At 41.8% G+C, this 15,756-nt stretch carries 13 protein-coding genes; 9 read left to right on the forward strand and 4 right to left on the reverse strand.

Annotated features, from left to right (window positions below; all coding sequences use genetic code 11):
- Positions 1-46: 46 nt before the first annotated feature.
- On the reverse strand, positions 47-919 hold the full coding sequence (locus tag I3B46_RS04415) for an MBL fold metallo-hydrolase (RefSeq protein ID WP_036941546.1): 873 nt from the start codon (positions 917-919) through the stop codon (positions 47-49).
- 124 nt (positions 920-1,043) lie between these two features.
- Here I3B46_RS04415 and I3B46_RS04420 point away from each other — a divergent pair, with 124 nt between their 5' ends.
- Positions 1,044-1,964 carry a LysR family transcriptional regulator gene (locus tag I3B46_RS04420; protein ID WP_104872929.1) on the forward strand — a complete coding sequence of 307 codons (921 nt, stop codon included), beginning with the start codon at positions 1,044-1,046 and terminating at the stop codon, positions 1,962-1,964.
- Here I3B46_RS04420 and I3B46_RS04425 read toward each other — a convergent pair.
- A complete protein-coding gene (locus tag I3B46_RS04425; protein ID WP_014656673.1) occupies positions 1,938-2,873 on the reverse strand; it encodes a LysR family transcriptional regulator in 936 nt (311 codons plus the stop codon). The two genes, I3B46_RS04420 and I3B46_RS04425, sit on opposite strands and share 27 nt — an antisense overlap.
- 116 nt (positions 2,874-2,989) lie before the next feature.
- Between I3B46_RS04425 and lysA the strand changes: the two genes are divergently transcribed.
- Positions 2,990-4,249: a diaminopimelate decarboxylase gene (lysA, locus tag I3B46_RS04430; protein WP_004923229.1), complete on the forward strand. Its 1,260-nt coding sequence runs from the start codon at positions 2,990-2,992 to the stop codon at positions 4,247-4,249.
- Positions 4,250-5,567: 1,318 nt separating this feature from the next.
- A complete protein-coding gene (locus tag I3B46_RS04435; RefSeq protein ID WP_004923225.1) occupies positions 5,568-6,032 on the forward strand; it encodes a RidA family protein in 465 nt (154 codons plus the stop codon).
- A 419-nt stretch (positions 6,033-6,451) separates the two neighbouring features.
- Here I3B46_RS04435 and fadE read toward each other — a convergent pair whose 3' ends face one another.
- The gene (gene fadE, locus I3B46_RS04440; protein ID WP_040132885.1) at positions 6,452-8,911 is read right to left on the reverse strand and encodes an acyl-CoA dehydrogenase FadE; all 2,460 of its coding nucleotides are present in this window, start codon (positions 8,909-8,911) and stop codon (positions 6,452-6,454) included.
- A gap of 349 nt (positions 8,912-9,260) precedes the next feature.
- Between fadE and lpcA the strand changes: the two genes are divergently transcribed.
- Together lpcA and I3B46_RS04450 are read left to right on the forward strand one after the other, a co-directional pair.
- Positions 9,261-9,839, forward strand: coding sequence for a D-sedoheptulose 7-phosphate isomerase (gene lpcA / locus I3B46_RS04445; RefSeq protein WP_014656671.1), 579 nt, complete (start codon positions 9,261-9,263; stop codon positions 9,837-9,839).
- A 26-nt stretch (positions 9,840-9,865) separates the two neighbouring features.
- Positions 9,866-10,633: a class II glutamine amidotransferase gene (locus I3B46_RS04450; protein ID WP_004923223.1), complete on the forward strand. Its 768-nt coding sequence runs from the start codon at positions 9,866-9,868 to the stop codon at positions 10,631-10,633.
- On the opposite strand, the gene I3B46_RS04455 is transcribed toward I3B46_RS04450, so the two are convergent.
- Positions 10,604-11,341, reverse strand: coding sequence for a L,D-transpeptidase family protein (locus I3B46_RS04455; protein WP_014656669.1), 738 nt, complete (start codon positions 11,339-11,341; stop codon positions 10,604-10,606). The genes I3B46_RS04450 and I3B46_RS04455 overlap by 30 nt on opposite strands.
- 415 nt (positions 11,342-11,756) lie before the next feature.
- Here I3B46_RS04455 and I3B46_RS04460 point away from each other — a divergent pair, with 415 nt between their 5' ends.
- The 4 genes from I3B46_RS04460 to I3B46_RS04475 are packed head-to-tail and all read left to right on the forward strand — an operon-like array spanning position 11,757 to position 15,752.
- Positions 11,757-13,100 carry a Na(+)-translocating NADH-quinone reductase subunit A gene (locus I3B46_RS04460; protein WP_004923217.1) on the forward strand — a complete coding sequence of 448 codons (1,344 nt, stop codon included), beginning with the start codon at positions 11,757-11,759 and terminating at the stop codon, positions 13,098-13,100.
- A gap of 4 nt (positions 13,101-13,104) precedes the next feature.
- The gene (locus I3B46_RS04465; RefSeq protein ID WP_004923214.1) at positions 13,105-14,343 is read left to right on the forward strand and encodes an NADH:ubiquinone reductase (Na(+)-transporting) subunit B; all 1,239 of its coding nucleotides are present in this window, start codon (positions 13,105-13,107) and stop codon (positions 14,341-14,343) included.
- On the forward strand, positions 14,336-15,130 hold the full coding sequence (locus I3B46_RS04470) for a Na(+)-translocating NADH-quinone reductase subunit C (RefSeq protein ID WP_004923212.1): 795 nt from the start codon (positions 14,336-14,338) through the stop codon (positions 15,128-15,130). The genes I3B46_RS04465 and I3B46_RS04470 overlap by 8 nt, the downstream gene beginning before the upstream one ends.
- Positions 15,123-15,752: an NADH:ubiquinone reductase (Na(+)-transporting) subunit D gene (locus I3B46_RS04475; protein WP_004923209.1), complete on the forward strand. Its 630-nt coding sequence runs from the start codon at positions 15,123-15,125 to the stop codon at positions 15,750-15,752. The genes I3B46_RS04470 and I3B46_RS04475 overlap by 8 nt, the downstream gene beginning before the upstream one ends.
- Positions 15,753-15,756: the final 4 nt, after the last annotated feature.

Raw genomic sequence — 15,756 nt, forward strand, 5'->3', positions numbered from 1 at the left:
ATTCAATTAGCCTATCCATTATAGGGATAGGCTAATTGAGATTATTTTATTGTGGCCACTGCATTTCGCCTTTAATGACTTTGGCACTTAGCTCTAAGCTCGATTTATCATCAAGATGAGGGTAAGCCTTCTCCATTTTGCTCGTAAGCTCTTTGGCATCTTTACTTTGTTCAGCCATGGCCTCAAAGGTATTCAAGTAATTTTGAGTAAAGGTAACAGAGCTAAGATCCATTTTTGATTTGCCAGTAAAGTGCCCTGGTACAACGGTTTTAGGTTGTAAAGCTTGAATGCTTTCTAAAGTTTGTTGCCAGTGTTGTCGCGATGATTGAGTTTGAGTATCTGCAATCCAAACATGGATATTATCAGAGACAACGACTCCCCCAACGACAGCTTTCAATGATGGAACCCAAACATAAGTACGCTCTGGAGCTGGACCATCACTTCCTTTAATAAAGAGAGTTTCACCATCGACAGTAAAACTATTGCCTTGTATCACATCGGGTACGATAAGTGTTGTTGGCGCTTCGTTTTTAAGCACTTCACCCCAATATGCCAACTTGCCATCTTTCGATGCTTTGATAGCTTCAACGGTTTCTTTCGTCGCTATCACCTTAGCTTTAGGAAATGCTTTCGTGATCGTATCTAATCCAAAATAATAATCGGGATCAGAATGGCTGATATAAATGGTTGTTAGGGTTTTATTGAGCGCTTTTATCTTTTTCACTAAGGCCTGCGCATCATTTTTTTGAAACTGTGCATCGATCAGTACAACTTCTTTATCACCGCTGATAATTTCAGAGGAAACGGGAAATACACTGTTATTTCCTGGGTTATAGATATCTAATTTAAGCTCTGCTGCATGGGCAAATGTAGCGCTCATTGCAAGTAAAGTGGCGGCGGCGATAGCATGTTGTTTCATCATTAACTCCTAATTGTTAGCCATATTTTAAAAACCTCGTTAAGTTGGGTGTATATTAAATTGCAATAATGATGAGAAAAACGCCATAATTAGCAAATGTTTGTTGCACAAATCGGTCAAATAGATGGATAGATTAACGGCGGTACAGGTTTTTATTAGTATTGTTGAGCATGGCAGTATGAGTGCTGCCGCAGATAAACTCGATATGTCACGAGCGATGGTGACCCGATATCTTGCTGAAATGGAACAGTGGGCTGGGGTACGTTTATTAAACCGTACGACAAGGCGGCTGAGTTTGACATCGGCAGGAGAAGGGGTTTATCAACAAGCGCTAAAGTTAAATGCACTCTCTTTAACTCTGCCTGTACAACAGCAACATGATGCGACTCAATTGACGGGGCTAGTGCGTATTAGTTGTGCTCAGTCGATTGCCAGCCAAGCGCTTTCTGTCGCAATAACCGAGTTTTTACAACACTACCCGAATATGGCGATTGATTTAAGTATTACAAATAAGGCGGTGAATCTGATTGAAGATAGGATTGATTTGGCTATCCGTATTACGAATCAATTAGAGCCGAGTTTGATAGCCAAGCCGCTTTCAACGTGCCACTCTGTGATTTGTGCAGCGCCATCTTTTTTCAAAGATAAAAAAATACCGACTAAGCCGGAGGATTTAGCGCCACTGGAATGTTTGACCTACAATTTTTTTGGGCGCAGTTTATGGCGTTTTGAAAAAGATGGGGAGCTTTTTTCCGTATTAGTAGGAGGGCGACTCAGTGCCGATGAATCTGTATTTTTGGCTCAAGCGGCATTAAATGGTGCAGGTATTGCTATGCAGCCTTATTTATCGGTCAAAAAATACTTAGAATCAGGGGAGCTGCTCCAGCTATTACCCGACTATGTGCCGCAGCCATTAGGAATTTATGCAGTGTATGCCAGTCGCCAAAATATGCCGACAACATTAAGAGCTGTACTGGATTTTTTAGGTAACTGGTTTACAACTTCAGAATATTGGCAGTCACTGATGCAGCAACGCGCTACTTAAATCCTGCTCAGTTTTGGCAAATGAAACCCGTAAGTATTGGGTAAAAATATCTAATAGTTGTGATGATGGCCGGTGAATCGGCTTAATTAAACTCACCGTAAAAGGAATCGAAAAACTCAATGGGCGAATGATCAGCTTACCTGCTGATTGCTGGTGGAAATCCAAAGCGGTGATAGGGTTGACGATTGAAATACCGATGCCTTTTAACGCCATTGCGCAGATAGACGATGCTGAATGCGTCTCCATCACCATTTTTCGCTCAATTTGATGTTGGGCAAAAATGGTATCGATAATCTGCCGATAGCTGTCTGTTAGTGACAGGCTAATGAAGTTTTGTTGCTGAAAATCAATCGGTGTTAAAACGGGTTTATGCTCAAGGGGATGACCCGCCGGTAAGACACAAACCTCATTCAGCGAGCCTAATGTGAGTTGTTCTGTGCCTGGTGGCGTTTGTAAGTGTTCGGTTAGACCAAAATCATAACGTTGAGCCGATAGCCACTCTTCGAGGATTGGTGATTCTTGAGGGATCACTGTCAGATTGACGTCAGGATAATCAGCCATAAATGTTTGGCACACTTGTGGTAGTAATGATTGGGCGAAGGCGGGTAAGCATATGATGGAGATCTGTGCATTATCAAAACGGCGGATGGTTTGTACTGAGTTTTTTATCCGCTCTAAACCATAATAAGAGCGCTCAACCTCCTCAAAAAAGCGCAATCCCTGTGCTGTCGGGCGCAATCGGCCTTTAACGCGATCAAATAATTTGAACTGTAGCAGATGTTCAAGGCGAGCAAGCTCTCGACTAATGGTCGGCTGTGAGGTATTTAGCAGTAACGCTGCTTCTGTTAGATTCGGCGTCGTCATTACCGCCCGAAAGATTTCAATATGTCGCCAAGAGAGAGTTTGCATGATGTTTTTCTTTCTATATCAAAAATGAATAGATTTTAGCAAAATGGATATTTTTTTTCCCGAACTTTCTCTGAATAATAGGACAATATAAGAAAAAATTTACTTGCGAGAAAAACATGACCTCATTTGCCACCACTACTAGCCAATATTTAACGCCCGAATACTTATCGACGTTACCTGAACAGTTTGGTACCCCTGTTTGGGTGTACGACAGCTCAGTGATTATTGAGCGAATAAATCAGCTCAAACCCTTTGATACCGTGCGTTTTGCTCAAAAAGCTTGCTCAAATATTCATATTTTGCGCTTAATGCGTGAGCAGGGAGTCAAGGTTGATTCTGTTTCGCTAGGTGAAATAGAGCGTGCGCTTGTGGCTGGTTTCCAGGCTGGTCGTGAAAACTCAGAAATTGTTTTTACTGCTGATGTACTGGATAGAGCTACTTTGGCACGGGTGACTGAGTTAGATATTCCGGTGAATGCTGGATCTATTGATATGTTAAGCCAGATTGGTGAGCAAAAATCGGGTCATCCTGTTTGGTTGCGTATTAACCCTGGTTTTGGTCATGGCCATTCACAAAAAACCAATACAGGTGGTGAAAACAGTAAACACGGTATTTGGTATCAAGACCTACCAAAAGCACTGGAACAAATTCGCCGTTATAATCTGTCATTGGTTGGGCTACATATGCATATTGGCTCTGGGGTCGATTATCAACACTTAGCAAATGTCTGTGATGCAATGGTTGAACAAGTGATCTCGTCAAATGCGGATATTCAGGCGATTTCAGCCGGTGGTGGGTTATCGACACCTTATCGAGAACAAGATGAAGTTATCGATATTCAGCACTATTACAGCCTTTGGAACACTGCTCGCCAACGAATTGAGCGTCATTTAGGTCATTCTATTGAACTGGAAATTGAACCGGGTCGCTATTTGGTTGCTGAATCGGGGGTATTGCTCGCGGAAGTGAGAGCGGTTAAAACGATGGGAAGCCGCCACTATGTGTTGGTCGATAGTGGATTTAATGATCTGATGCGTCCTGCAATGTATGGGAGTTATCACCATATCTCTGTATTACCTGCTGAGGGGCGCTCATTAGAAAATGTACCTTTAAAAGAGACTATTGTTGCGGGGCCTTTGTGTGAATCGGGGGATGTGTTTACCCAGCAAGAAGGAGGAATGGTCGAGACCCGTTTACTGCCTGATGTGCAAGTAGGGGATTATTTGGTCTTCCATGATACTGGTGCTTATGGGGCGTCGATGTCATCAAACTACAATAGCCGCCCTCTGTTACCTGAAGTGTTATTAATTGAGGGTACGCCAAAACTTATCCGCCGTCGCCAAACGATTGAAGAATTATTGGCATTAGAGCTTTAATCTTTTTTGACGATACTGCTTTTTAAAGCAGTATCGTGACCAACTAATATTAAAATTCGTTTATTAAAATACTATTCCTGACCTATTTTCTTTCGGTTTTTAACTCATCCTATCTCAGAAATTAAGCGATAAAAAATAAGTTTATATGTTGAAAAAATAAACATATATTCATTGTAATAACTAAGGTTAATTTATTATTGCTTGAACTTATAACTAAAATTATTTGTTTATATTGAAATAAGGCCACCTATAAATAAAAAACGGCCAGTCTATTGAATAATGATAAATATTACTTTTGTATCGTGAGCTTAACTATTTTTATCGAGAGCAGTAGGTTTCCCTATTTTAGAGTAAACCAATAGATTGTTTTTTATCCAAAGTAGACGTATGTCCAATTAACCTGTAGGGATATTGGTATCTATCTTTTGAGTTTCTATTATTAGGGCGCTTTCAGGTAGGCGGATTAAAGTTATTACTTTTACATTCAGACTGCGGTTTATGGGTTGAAAAAATAAGTTGTTATTTTAAAATATTATAAATTCTGGATAGTGTAGATGACTTCACTTAGTGAATTCTAGATTGCCATAAAATTAGCCGTCATTATTGTAAAGAATTGAATATTACCCTTGATCCATTCGTTCAGATGCACTTTAATGCTCACCATTCATTTACTGAATGGACGAATGGTAACCTTCAGTGTTTTAGAGAGTTTTTTGCTGATTTAATGATTAGATAAGTGAATGGCTGTCTAAAGTTGCTGATATTAATTATCATAGATAATGAATTCAACAATGAAGAAAAAAGCGTTTTGTTAAATACCCTTAAACTAGACGATATCTTTGAGGACGAGCATTAATCTGTGGCGCAGCAAATACGTTGGTGTAATTTTAGCGGGAGAGTCTCTGACAAACTGACTCATTTCGTATTTAGCTTATTCATCACCTTCATGACATTGTTAAGTCATGGAAAGGATGTGGTACTAAAATAGGTTAATGGCCTGAATTTACTCCGGTAGCGTCTGAATATAGGCTAAAAAAACCATAGTTTATGTCTGGTAAATATATCGCCAAATTAAAGGTAAATTTGACAACATAAATATTGCAGTAAGGGATAATATCTCTTAAGCACTTAGTGGATATCTTTTGAACTGAAATAGTAAGAGATAAACACATAAATGTTATGCTGCTTTGATGACCATTTTTATTATGGGCAAAGTGGCTTCTTATATGAATGACTGATGAGAAGGTGTAATGGCATCTTCACTAGAGGTCATTTCTAGATTTTATAAAAAGCAATATCATAAAATAGGGAACTGAATATGAAAAAAGCATTACTAATTTCAGCACTATTAGCCAGCAGCGTAGCGATGGCTGATAATTCTTCAATCGTTCGTACCGCAGTACCTGACTTCCCAATCTCGAGCGTAGTTGAAGTACCTGCGAATATGAAAACCTATTATTTCAGCGGTGTTGTTCCATCAAAACAAGCTGATGGTTCATTCGGTAAAAACACAGAAGAACAAACCGTCAATGTACTTAACTCAATTAAGTCTGCATTGGAAAAACAAGGCCTAGGATTAGGTGACGTTGTTAAAATGCAAGTTTTCCTTGTTGCAACACCAGAAACAGGAAAAATGGACTTTGACGGCTTTATGAAAGGTTATACTCAATTCTTCGGTACTAAAGCTCAGCCTCTGACACCAGCTAGATCAGCAATGGAAGTGAAGGCTCTGGTTCACCCTGAATGGTTGGTTGAAATTGAAGTTACTGCGGTTAAAAAATAAGCCGTTTTAGTAATCAATTTCCAGCCTTAATATAGGCTGACCGCCTTTTGATGATAAAACTCTCGGTAATATTTATCGGGAGTTTTGTATTTTAGCGCTAAATAAAAACGCCGCTGTAATTATCTGTTAACCAAACTTCTTAGTATTTCGACCTAAAGGCAATAGTCACATAGCATCTGCCGTTTGAAGGGGAGTGGTGTCGAACAGTGAAATGCCCATACAAACGGCCTTATAGCAGGAATGGATAGCGAGCGTGATTGCTCCACTAACAAAATGATTATTGTATAAAAAGACACACCATCCTCTACCTTATGACTTTTTAATAAATATTCAGTTTCCTTTTATGAGCCAGTTTCCATGCAAAAAATAAAGCCCCAATATGTTTGGGGCTTTATGGCGCTGACAATGTAGGCAGCTAATTAAGCGGCTTGCTTTTTCTTAGCTTGCTTTTCATTTTCCTCGCGAGGGTTTTTTTCACTGTGTACGCCTAGAGCATCAAACTCAAATTCATCAACATTGATGGTGCGTAGACGGCTTGCCTCTGCTTTACGTAAAATATCAGCTTCTTCTTGTGTGATAATATTTTCAGGCAACATCTGCTCTGCCAATTTATCTAAGCGAGTGAAGCTAAACTTGCGCTCTTTCAGACGGCAGATGCGCTCAAAAATTGGCTCTGCAGCAATGATGTCATACAGCGCCTGATTCACTAAACCATGCGGGTTATGCTCTGTTGGTGTCAGATATTGCCCACGACCGATCCTGTCACGAGTTTCAGATGGCTCCATTAACAGTTGTGCTAGCTTGTGGTCTAGGCGATCAGAAGGGGCAGACATAGCACGACCAGTCGGGAACAAGGTAATGCGCATTAAACCTGCAACCATTCTATTTGGGAAGTTTTTCAATAAATCATCCATCGCCTTCTCAGATTGATACAGACAATCTTCTACAGCCCATTTTACCAGTGGTAAATCCGCTTTTTGACGACCTTCATCTTCATAACGCTTAAGTGTTGCGGTTGCTAAATATAAGTGGCTGAGAATATCGCCTAAGCGTGCAGAGATACGCTCACGACGTTTTAAGCTACCACCTAAAACAGCCATGGAGATATCGGCAAGTAAGGCAAGGTTAGCACTTTGGCGATTTAACATTTGATAGTAACGACGTGTTTCATCTTTTGTTGGTGCGCTACTTCCTCGACCATTGGTTAATCCCAACCAGAAACTACGGACTTGGTTGCTAATAACATGTCCAATATGACCAAATACCGCTTTATCAAATTTGTGCAGATTATTGTCTTGTGCTGCCGCCATCTCTTCCAGCACATAAGGATGGCAACGAATAGCCCCTTGGCCAAAGATGATCATGCTACGGGTTAAGATGTTGGCACCTTCAACGGTAATGGCGATTGGCGCACCTTGGTAAGCTCGACCAACAAAGTTAGATGGGCCAAGACAAATGCCTTTACCACCCGTAATATCCATGGCATCGATGACTGAATGTTGCCCACGGTGAGTACAGTGGTATTTAACGATAGCAGATAGCACGGCAGGTTTTTCACCTAACATGATACCAGAGGTAATCAATGTAGCAGCAGCATCCATCAAATAGGCATTACCTGCGATACGAGCGAGCGGCTCTTCAATCCCTTCCATCTTACCAATAGGCAATTTAAATTGGCGACGGATATAAGCGTAGGCTCCTGTCGCCATTGCAATGCTCTTTAAGCTACCTGTCGAGTTAGATGGCAGAGTAATTCCACGACCTACAGATAAACACTCCACAAGCATACGCCAGCCTTGGCCTGCCATTTTAGGGCCACCGATAATGTAGTCGATAGGAACAAAGATGTCTTTTCCGCGCGTTGGTCCATTCATAAATGGAATATTCAGTGGGAAGTGACGATGGCCTATTTCGACGCCTGGGGTATTAGTGGGGATTAACGCACAGGTGATCCCTAACTGTGTTTCACCACCCAATAAACGATCAGGATCTGATAATTTGAAAGCCAACCCAAGAACTGTCGCGATGGGGGCAAGAGTGATATAGCGTTTGTTCCAGTTTAAACGCATACCTAACACTTGCTCTCCTTGCCATTCACCCATACAGACAACGCCAGTATCAGGGATAGCACCGGCGTCAGAGCCAGCTTCTGGGCTAGTGAGTGCAAAACAAGGAATCTCTTCACCTGTTGCTAAGCCAGGGAGGTAACGTTTTTTCTGTTCATCAGTACCATAATGTTGCAGCAACTCACCTGGCCCCAATGAGTTAGGAACACCAACGGTGATAGCTAAGATACCGGAGACACCCGCCAATTTTTGTAAAACTTGGGATTGCGCATAGGCAGAGAACTCAAGGCCACCATACTCTTTTTTGATGATCATGGCGAAGAAGCGGTGCTCACGTAAATATTGCCAAACTTCTGGGGGGAGATCGGACAATTCATGGCTTACTGCAAAATCATTCACCATGCCACAAACCGTTTCTACAGGGCCATCAATGAAGGCTTGTTCTTCAGCCGTCAGCTGTGGTTTTGGGTAATTATGTAATTTATTCCAATCCGGTGCGCCACGGAAAAGATCACCTTCCCACCATGTTGTTCCTGCATCAATGGCTTCTTTCTCTGTACGAGACATGGGAGGCATGACTTTTTGGAACATTTTCAGTGCACGCACTGAAACCAGTGATTGACGCACGGGAGTGAAAACAAAAGGGAATAACACAAGAGCCACTGGCAGTAACATCCAGTAACTCCATACATCAAGTACCCCCATAACGGCGGTATAGGCAAGTAACAGAACGGTACTCAATGTTAACGAAGTCTTGTGGTAACAGAGAATACCGATTAATGCGAGAAATAGAATTATGCTGAGTAGGGTCATAGGGAAACTCCTGTCTACTTGTAAGAGGTCTGACCTGTTGTTTCTCTTAATCTATATCCAGTAATAAACAATTAGCAAGACATTTACATCTTAATTACAACTTGGCTCACAAAATCACCAAATAATGTTTGGTGATTGTTTCATAAAAAAATTTGTGAGATAGATGAAGTAGGCGCAAAGGGAGAAAAAGAGGCAAAACGCATTGATTAGCCCTAAATGCATAAATCAAGCGTAATCAGATGTAGAAAGAAAATGTACCCTGTGTAACAATCTGAGTAGTAAAGATTAATTACCTATCTTGATGCCGTTTATCATGGCACAAAACTCGTTAAATTTAAGGGGAAATCTCATGTATCAAGACCTGATCCGTGGTGAATTATCAGAAGCGGCCGATACGTTGGCAAAATTCCTTAGTGATGATGCAAATATTCAGGCTATTGAGCAAGCGGCGGTGTTACTGGCAGATTCCTTTAAAGCCGGAGGAAAAGTGCTTTCGTGTGGTAATGGTGGCTCCCACTGTGATGCCATGCACTTTGCTGAAGAACTGACAGGGCGTTACCGTGAAAATCGCCCAGGCTATCCTGCTATTGCCATTTCTGATGTTAGCCACTTATCTTGTGTCAGTAATGACTTTGGCTATGAATATGTGTTTTCTCGCTTTATTGAGGCTGTAGGTAAAGAAGGGGATGTTCTTCTGGGCATTTCGACTTCTGGCAACTCAGGCAACATTATCAAAGCTATTAGTGCTGCGCGTGAAAAGGGCATGAAAGTGATTACGCTGACTGGGAAAGACGGCGGCAAAATGGCGGGTAGCGCAGATATTGAAATTCGTGTACCTCATTTTGGTTATGCGGATCGTATTCAGGAAATCCATATTAAAGTGATTCATATCCTGATCCAGCTGATTGAAAAAGAAATGGTAAAGTAGTTTCTTAAACTATAGAGGGTCTTGTAATGTGCGAATTACTTGGCATGAGTGCAAATGTGCCAACAGATATTAACTTCAGCCTAAGTGGACTGATATCCCGTGGGGGGCAAACTGGCCCACATAAAGATGGTTGGGGGATCACGTTTTATGAAGGGCTGGGGTGTCGCACTTTTAAAGATCCTCAACCTAGCTTTTTATCCCCAGTGGCACGCTTTGTGCAGGAGTATCCAATCAAATCGGAAACGGTGATAGCACATATTCGCCAAGCGAATCGAGGTGATGTCACACTAGCAAACACGCATCCTTTTACGCGTGAATTGTGGGGACGTAATTGGACCTATGCACATAACGGGCAATTAAAAGGGTATCGCTCACTAAATACAGGGCATTATCGACCGATAGGTGAAACAGACAGCGAAAAAGCATTTTGCTGGATTTTGAGCCAACTTGCAGCGAAATATCCGAAAACCCCCTCGAATTGGCCCGCTGTTTTCCGTTTTATTGCGGTGCTGGCTGAGCAGTTACGTCGTAAAGGCGTATTTAATATGCTGCTATCAGATGGGCGTTACGTAATGGCATTTTGTTCAACCAATCTTTATTGGATCACTCGTAAAGCTCCATTCGGTAAGGCGAAATTACTCGATCAGGATATTGAAATCGATTTTCAAAGTTGCACAACACCAACCGATATTGTTTCAGTGATTGCCACGCAGCCGCTAACAGGTAATGAAAATTGGCACAAAATTGAACCGGGTAGTTTCGTGCTATTTCACCTCGGCCAACGTATATTGTGATCGAAGTCTCAATAAAGTATCCGACCTTTCTGGCAAGCTATTCACAGCATACTTTCCTGATGTTACAGAGATTTGTGCGGGCTTGCCTACATCCTGAAAGTAATCATAAGCCGGTTTTAGTTGCTGCCAGAAAGCGTAATGGCTGGAGTTTCTGTGGATCAACATATTTTCTTTTGTCATTCGAAACGGGTAAATACTGACATCAATCGTGCTTTGTCCACTTTTAAAAGCACTTTCAACAGTTTGGTAGATTTCACTCATGTATTTATCTGTCATCGCATAGCAACCAACAGAAACACAGTCGCCATGTATCATCAAGTAGTTACCTTCATAGCCCTGTGCTCGGTCATATTCATTAGGAAAACCTAAATTAATAGATCGGTAATACCGACTGTTTGGATTTAGTTGGGAGGCGGTTATTTGATAAAAGCCTTCAGGGCTTTTTAGATCACCTTCGCGCTTTTTAGGGCCTAGCCCGCCCGAAAACTTACAAATTGGATAAGTTTTAGATAAGTTATATTTTCCGTTCGGCGCTTTTTGATATAGCTCCAAGACGCCTTCTTGCTTAAATATCTGAATAAAGATCGCGGAATTTTGCTGGTTAGTTGTTTTACTATTAAGCAAAAATGAATGGTTATTCGCTTCAGCAACCGTAATTTGCAGAAAAAACAGGTTGAAAATAAAGCTAATAAGGATATTTTTATTCATACTTAAACCAAATTTAAATGAGTATTTTTGCCTAAAAAAAAGACATTATGGCGCTATTTTAAATGAGCTAAAAGTAATTTGATATAGCCTATTAATAGTTTCGTACGGAATAGATATTGTGTGAAAATCGCACAGCGTTCGATAAATATGATGTAAATGCTCGTTTTTTACGAATAATTATAAAGAAAGTTGAAAATTTATTGTAATTTGCTTGAGCTAAGTCACTTGAATATCCGGACAGAAGTCGGGGGAACTGATAAAATTACGAGCGGCAGAAAGAGAATAGCTTCACGATATCGAGAGAATTATTTGCTTGAGTTATGTGAGTAACTTGAGCTGTTTTTATTTACTGAGTCGCTATGGTCTATGTCAGGATCATTAGCTTAGGGTTAACTTAGAAACTTGTGCAGATCTTATGATTAAAATTAAAAAAGGACTCAACCTTCCTATTGCAGGTGAGCCAGCCCAAGTAATAGAAGACGGCCCGAAAATTCAACACGTAGCATTGCTAGGTGAAGAATATGTCGGAATGCGTCCTTCTATGCTGGTTAAAGAAGGTGAGCACGTTAAAAAAGGGCAGGTTCTTTTTGAAGATAAAAAGAACCCTGGTGTCTTATTCACTAGCCCAGCCTGCGGTAAAATTATTGCTATTCATCGTGGTGAGCGTCGTGTACTCCAATCCGTTGTTATCGAAATTGATGGTGACGAGCAAGAGGCCTTTGCTGCTTATAAGCGTGAAGAGCTTGCAGGATTGACTCGTGAACAAGTCGAAGAAAACTTGGTTAAATCAGGTTTATGGACAGCATTGCGAACGCGTCCATTTAGCCGCTCACCGGCACTGGGTTCCTCACCCGCCGCGATTTTTGTAACGGCGATGGATACCAACCCACTTGCTGCTGACCCACTTGTGATTATTCGTTCACAACAACAAGCTTTTAATGATGGTTTAACCATTATTAGCCATTTAACCGAAGGTAAAGTGCATGTTTGCCATGGCGCGGGGGATTTAGCGAAATCTGATAATCACCCTCAAGTGAGCTATAGCGAATTTGCAGGCCCTCATCCCGCAGGCTTAGTCGGTACTCATATTCATTTTCTTGAGCCTGTGAGCCTCAATAAAAAAGTATGGCACCTTAATTATCAAGATGTCATTGCGATTGGTAAGTTATTCACAACAGGCTATCTATATACTGATCGCGTGATTGCCCTTGCGGGGCCTCAAGTTGAGAAACCACGTTTAGTTAAAACTCGTCTTGGTGCGGATCTCTATGAGTTAACAAAAGGTCAGCTCAAAGAGGGAGATAACCGCATTATTTCTGGCTCTGTACTGTGGGGCGTACCTTGTGATGATACACATCACTATTTAGGGCGTTTTCATAATCAGGTTTCAGTATTACGTGAAGGGCGTGAAAGAGAGCTTTTCGGCTGGATTTGGCCGGGCTTTAATAAATTCACCATTACACGTACAACGGTTGGCCATTTCTTGAAAGGCAAACGCTTCAACTTCACCACAACCATGAATGGTGGTGAGCGCTCAATGGTGCCAATTGGTAATTATGAACGTGTAATGCCTCTCGATATTATGATAACTCACCTGCTACGAGACCTCCTTTCTGGAGATACGGATTCATCTCAGGAATTGGGGTGTCTAGAGTTGGATGAAGAAGATCTGGGACTGTGTACTTATGTATGCCCGGCTAAATATGAATATGGCCCTGTACTTCGTGATGTACTGACCAAGATTGAGCTAGAAGGGTAATTCCATGGGTTTGAAAAATTTATTTGAAAAGCATGAGCATCATTTTGAGCCTGGTGGAAAGTTAGAAAAACTCTATCCATTGTTTGAAGCTGTTACGACAGTCTTCTATACGCCAGGAACGGTGACTAAAGGTCGTTCTCACGTTCGTGACACAATAGACCTGAAACGCATGATGATCTTGGTTTGGTTATCTGTATTTCCTGCGATGTTTTGGGGGATGTATAACGTTGGTAACCAAGCCATTCCTGCACTTTACCACTTATACAGTGGGGCTGAGCTACAGCAAGTTTTAGCGAGTGATTGGCACTATCGCTTAGCTCAATTCTTGGGGGCATCATTAACACCTGATGCAGGCTGGGGTAGTAAAATGCTGCTTGGTGCAGTCTATTTTCTACCTATCTATGCGGTTGTTTTTGCAGTCGGTGGTTTTTGGGAAATTCTGTTTTCTCTGATCCGCGGTCATGAAATCAACGAAGGTTTCTTTATATCGTCCATCCTATTTGCCCTGATTGTGCCGCCAACTATCCCATTATGGCAGGCGGCGCTCGGTATTACATTTGGTGTGGTCATCGCTAAAGAAATTTTTGGTGGAACAGGGCGCAACTTCTTAAACCCTGCACTTGCAGGCCGTGCTTTCTTGTTCTTCGCTTACCCTGCACAAATTTCGGGTGATCTTGTTTGGACAGCGGCGGATGGCTTCTCTGGTGCAACCCCACTTTCTCAATGGGCTGCGGGCGGTGAGCGCGCGTTAATGAATACGGTATCTGGTGAGCCAATCTCTTGGATGCAAGCATTCCTAGGGAATATGCCTGGCTCTATCGGTGAAGTTTCCACATTGATGATTTTCATTGGTGGTGCCTTCATTATCTTCTTCCGTATTGCATCATGGCGCATCGTTGCTGGCGTTATGCTTGGGATGATTGCCATGTCTTACCTGTTTAACTTTATCGGGTCAGAGACGAATCCATTGTTTGCAATGCCATGGTACTGGCACATGGTTTTAGGTGGTTTTGCATTCGGGATGATCTTTATGGCGACGGACCCAGTTTCGGCCTCGTTTACAGATAAAGGCAAATGGGCCTACGGTATTTTGATCGGTGTAATGTGTGTGCTTATTCGTGTTGCAAACCCGGCATATCCGGAAGGCATGATGCTAGCAATCCTGTTCGCCAACTTGTTTGCTCCTCTGTTTGACTATCTGGTCGTTCAAGCAAATATTAAACGGAGAAAAGCCCGTGGCTAATGAAAAAACAACCAATAAAGATAGCGTCGGAAGAACGTTCATAGTCGTTTTTATTCTATGTCTAGTCTGTTCTATCGTCGTAGCCGGTTCTGCTGTAGGATTAAAATCTAAGCAGCAAGAACAAATTTTATTAGATACGCAACGTAATATTTTGAGTGTTGCAGGTCTATTGCAACCTAAAATGACAGCGGAAGAAGTTCAAAAAGTTTACAGTGACCGTATTGAACCTAAGCTGTTGAACTTCCAAACTAATGAGCTTTCTGATAGCAAGAGTCGCTTTGACCTCAATAGTGAATTACGTAGCGATGAAACCAGCATTGCACTTTCACCTGAAGAAGATATCGCCAAAATTCGCCGTCGTGCAAATACAGCTGAAATCTATCTTGTGAAAGATGAACAAGGCAAAATTTCACAAATTATTCTGCCTGTTTATGGGTCAGGACTATGGTCGGTGATGTATGCCTTCGTTGCGGTAGATGTGGATGGCGTGACTTCTCGTGGTATCACATATTATTCGCATGGTGAAACGCCAGGTCTTGGTGGTGAAGTCGATAATCCACAATGGAAGGCGCAATGGCCGGGTAAAAAACTGTTCAATGAGCAGGGGGTACCGGCAATAAAAATTGTCCGTAGTGGCTCTACAGATAGTCCTTATGGTATCGATGGCCTTTCAGGTGCAACGCTAACATCAAACGGCATTCAGCATATGTTTGATTTTTGGTTAGGTGATAACGGTTTTGGTCCGTTCCTGAAAAAAGTTCGTGAAGGAGCGCTGAATAATGGCTGATTCTAAAGAAGTAAAACGCGTCCTACTTGGGCCTTTGTTTGATAACAACCCAATTGCGTTACAGATCCTCGGGGTGTGTTCTGCACTGGCAGTAACGACTAAGCTGGAAACGGCTGTCGTCATGACCATCGCAGTAACTTTGGTTACCGCGTTCTCTAACTTTTTTATCTCATTAATTCGCAACTACATTCCAAGCAGTGTGCGGATCATTGTTCAGATGGCAATTATTGCTTCTTTGGTTATCGTTGTTGACCAAATTTTGCGTGCCTATGCTTATGAGATATCTAAGCAGCTGTCGGTGTTCGTCGGCCTTATCATTACAAACTGTATTGTTATGGGTCGTGCAGAAGCCTATGCCATGAAAGCGCCACCGGTAGAAAGCTTTATGGACGGTATTGGTAATGGCCTTGGTTATGGTGTCATTCTGATCCTCGTTGGTTTCCTACGCGAGCTGTTCGGCTCTGGCAAATTGTTTGGTATTACCGTTATGGAATCATTGCAAAATGGTGGTTGGTATATGCCTAATGGTTTGTTCCTGTTAGCGCCTAGTGCATTCTTTATCATTGGTATGCTGATTTGGGGGTTACGTACCTTGAAACCAGCTCAGGTAGAGAAGGATTAAGTCA

This window comes from Providencia sp. 2.29, from assembly GCF_015832305.1.
Taxonomy (GTDB): Bacteria; Pseudomonadota; Gammaproteobacteria; order Enterobacterales; family Enterobacteriaceae; genus Providencia; species Providencia stuartii.

Excerpts from the sequence above, each read along its gene's own strand:
- I3B46_RS04465 (WP_004923214.1), top strand. The coding sequence starts at position 13,105 with ATGGGTTTGAAAAATTTATTTGAAAAGCATGAGCATCATTTTGAGCCT.
- lpcA (WP_014656671.1), top strand. The coding sequence starts at position 9,261 with ATGTATCAAGACCTGATCCGTGGTGAATTATCAGAAGCGGCCGATACG.
- I3B46_RS04425 (WP_014656673.1), bottom strand. The coding sequence starts at position 2,873 with ATGCAAACTCTCTCTTGGCGACATATTGAAATCTTTCGGGCGGTAATG.
- I3B46_RS04455 (WP_014656669.1), bottom strand. The coding sequence starts at position 11,341 with ATGAATAAAAATATCCTTATTAGCTTTATTTTCAACCTGTTTTTTCTG.
- I3B46_RS04450 (WP_004923223.1), top strand. The coding sequence starts at position 9,866 with ATGTGCGAATTACTTGGCATGAGTGCAAATGTGCCAACAGATATTAAC.
- I3B46_RS04460 (WP_004923217.1), top strand. The coding sequence starts at position 11,757 with ATGATTAAAATTAAAAAAGGACTCAACCTTCCTATTGCAGGTGAGCCA.
- I3B46_RS04475 (WP_004923209.1), top strand. The coding sequence starts at position 15,123 with ATGGCTGATTCTAAAGAAGTAAAACGCGTCCTACTTGGGCCTTTGTTT.
- lysA (WP_004923229.1), top strand. The coding sequence starts at position 2,990 with ATGACCTCATTTGCCACCACTACTAGCCAATATTTAACGCCCGAATAC.
- fadE (WP_040132885.1), bottom strand. The coding sequence starts at position 8,911 with ATGACCCTACTCAGCATAATTCTATTTCTCGCATTAATCGGTATTCTC.
- I3B46_RS04415 (WP_036941546.1), bottom strand. The coding sequence starts at position 919 with ATGAAACAACATGCTATCGCCGCCGCCACTTTACTTGCAATGAGCGCT.
- I3B46_RS04420 (WP_104872929.1), top strand. The coding sequence starts at position 1,044 with ATGGATAGATTAACGGCGGTACAGGTTTTTATTAGTATTGTTGAGCAT.
- I3B46_RS04435 (WP_004923225.1), top strand. The coding sequence starts at position 5,568 with ATGAAAAAAGCATTACTAATTTCAGCACTATTAGCCAGCAGCGTAGCG.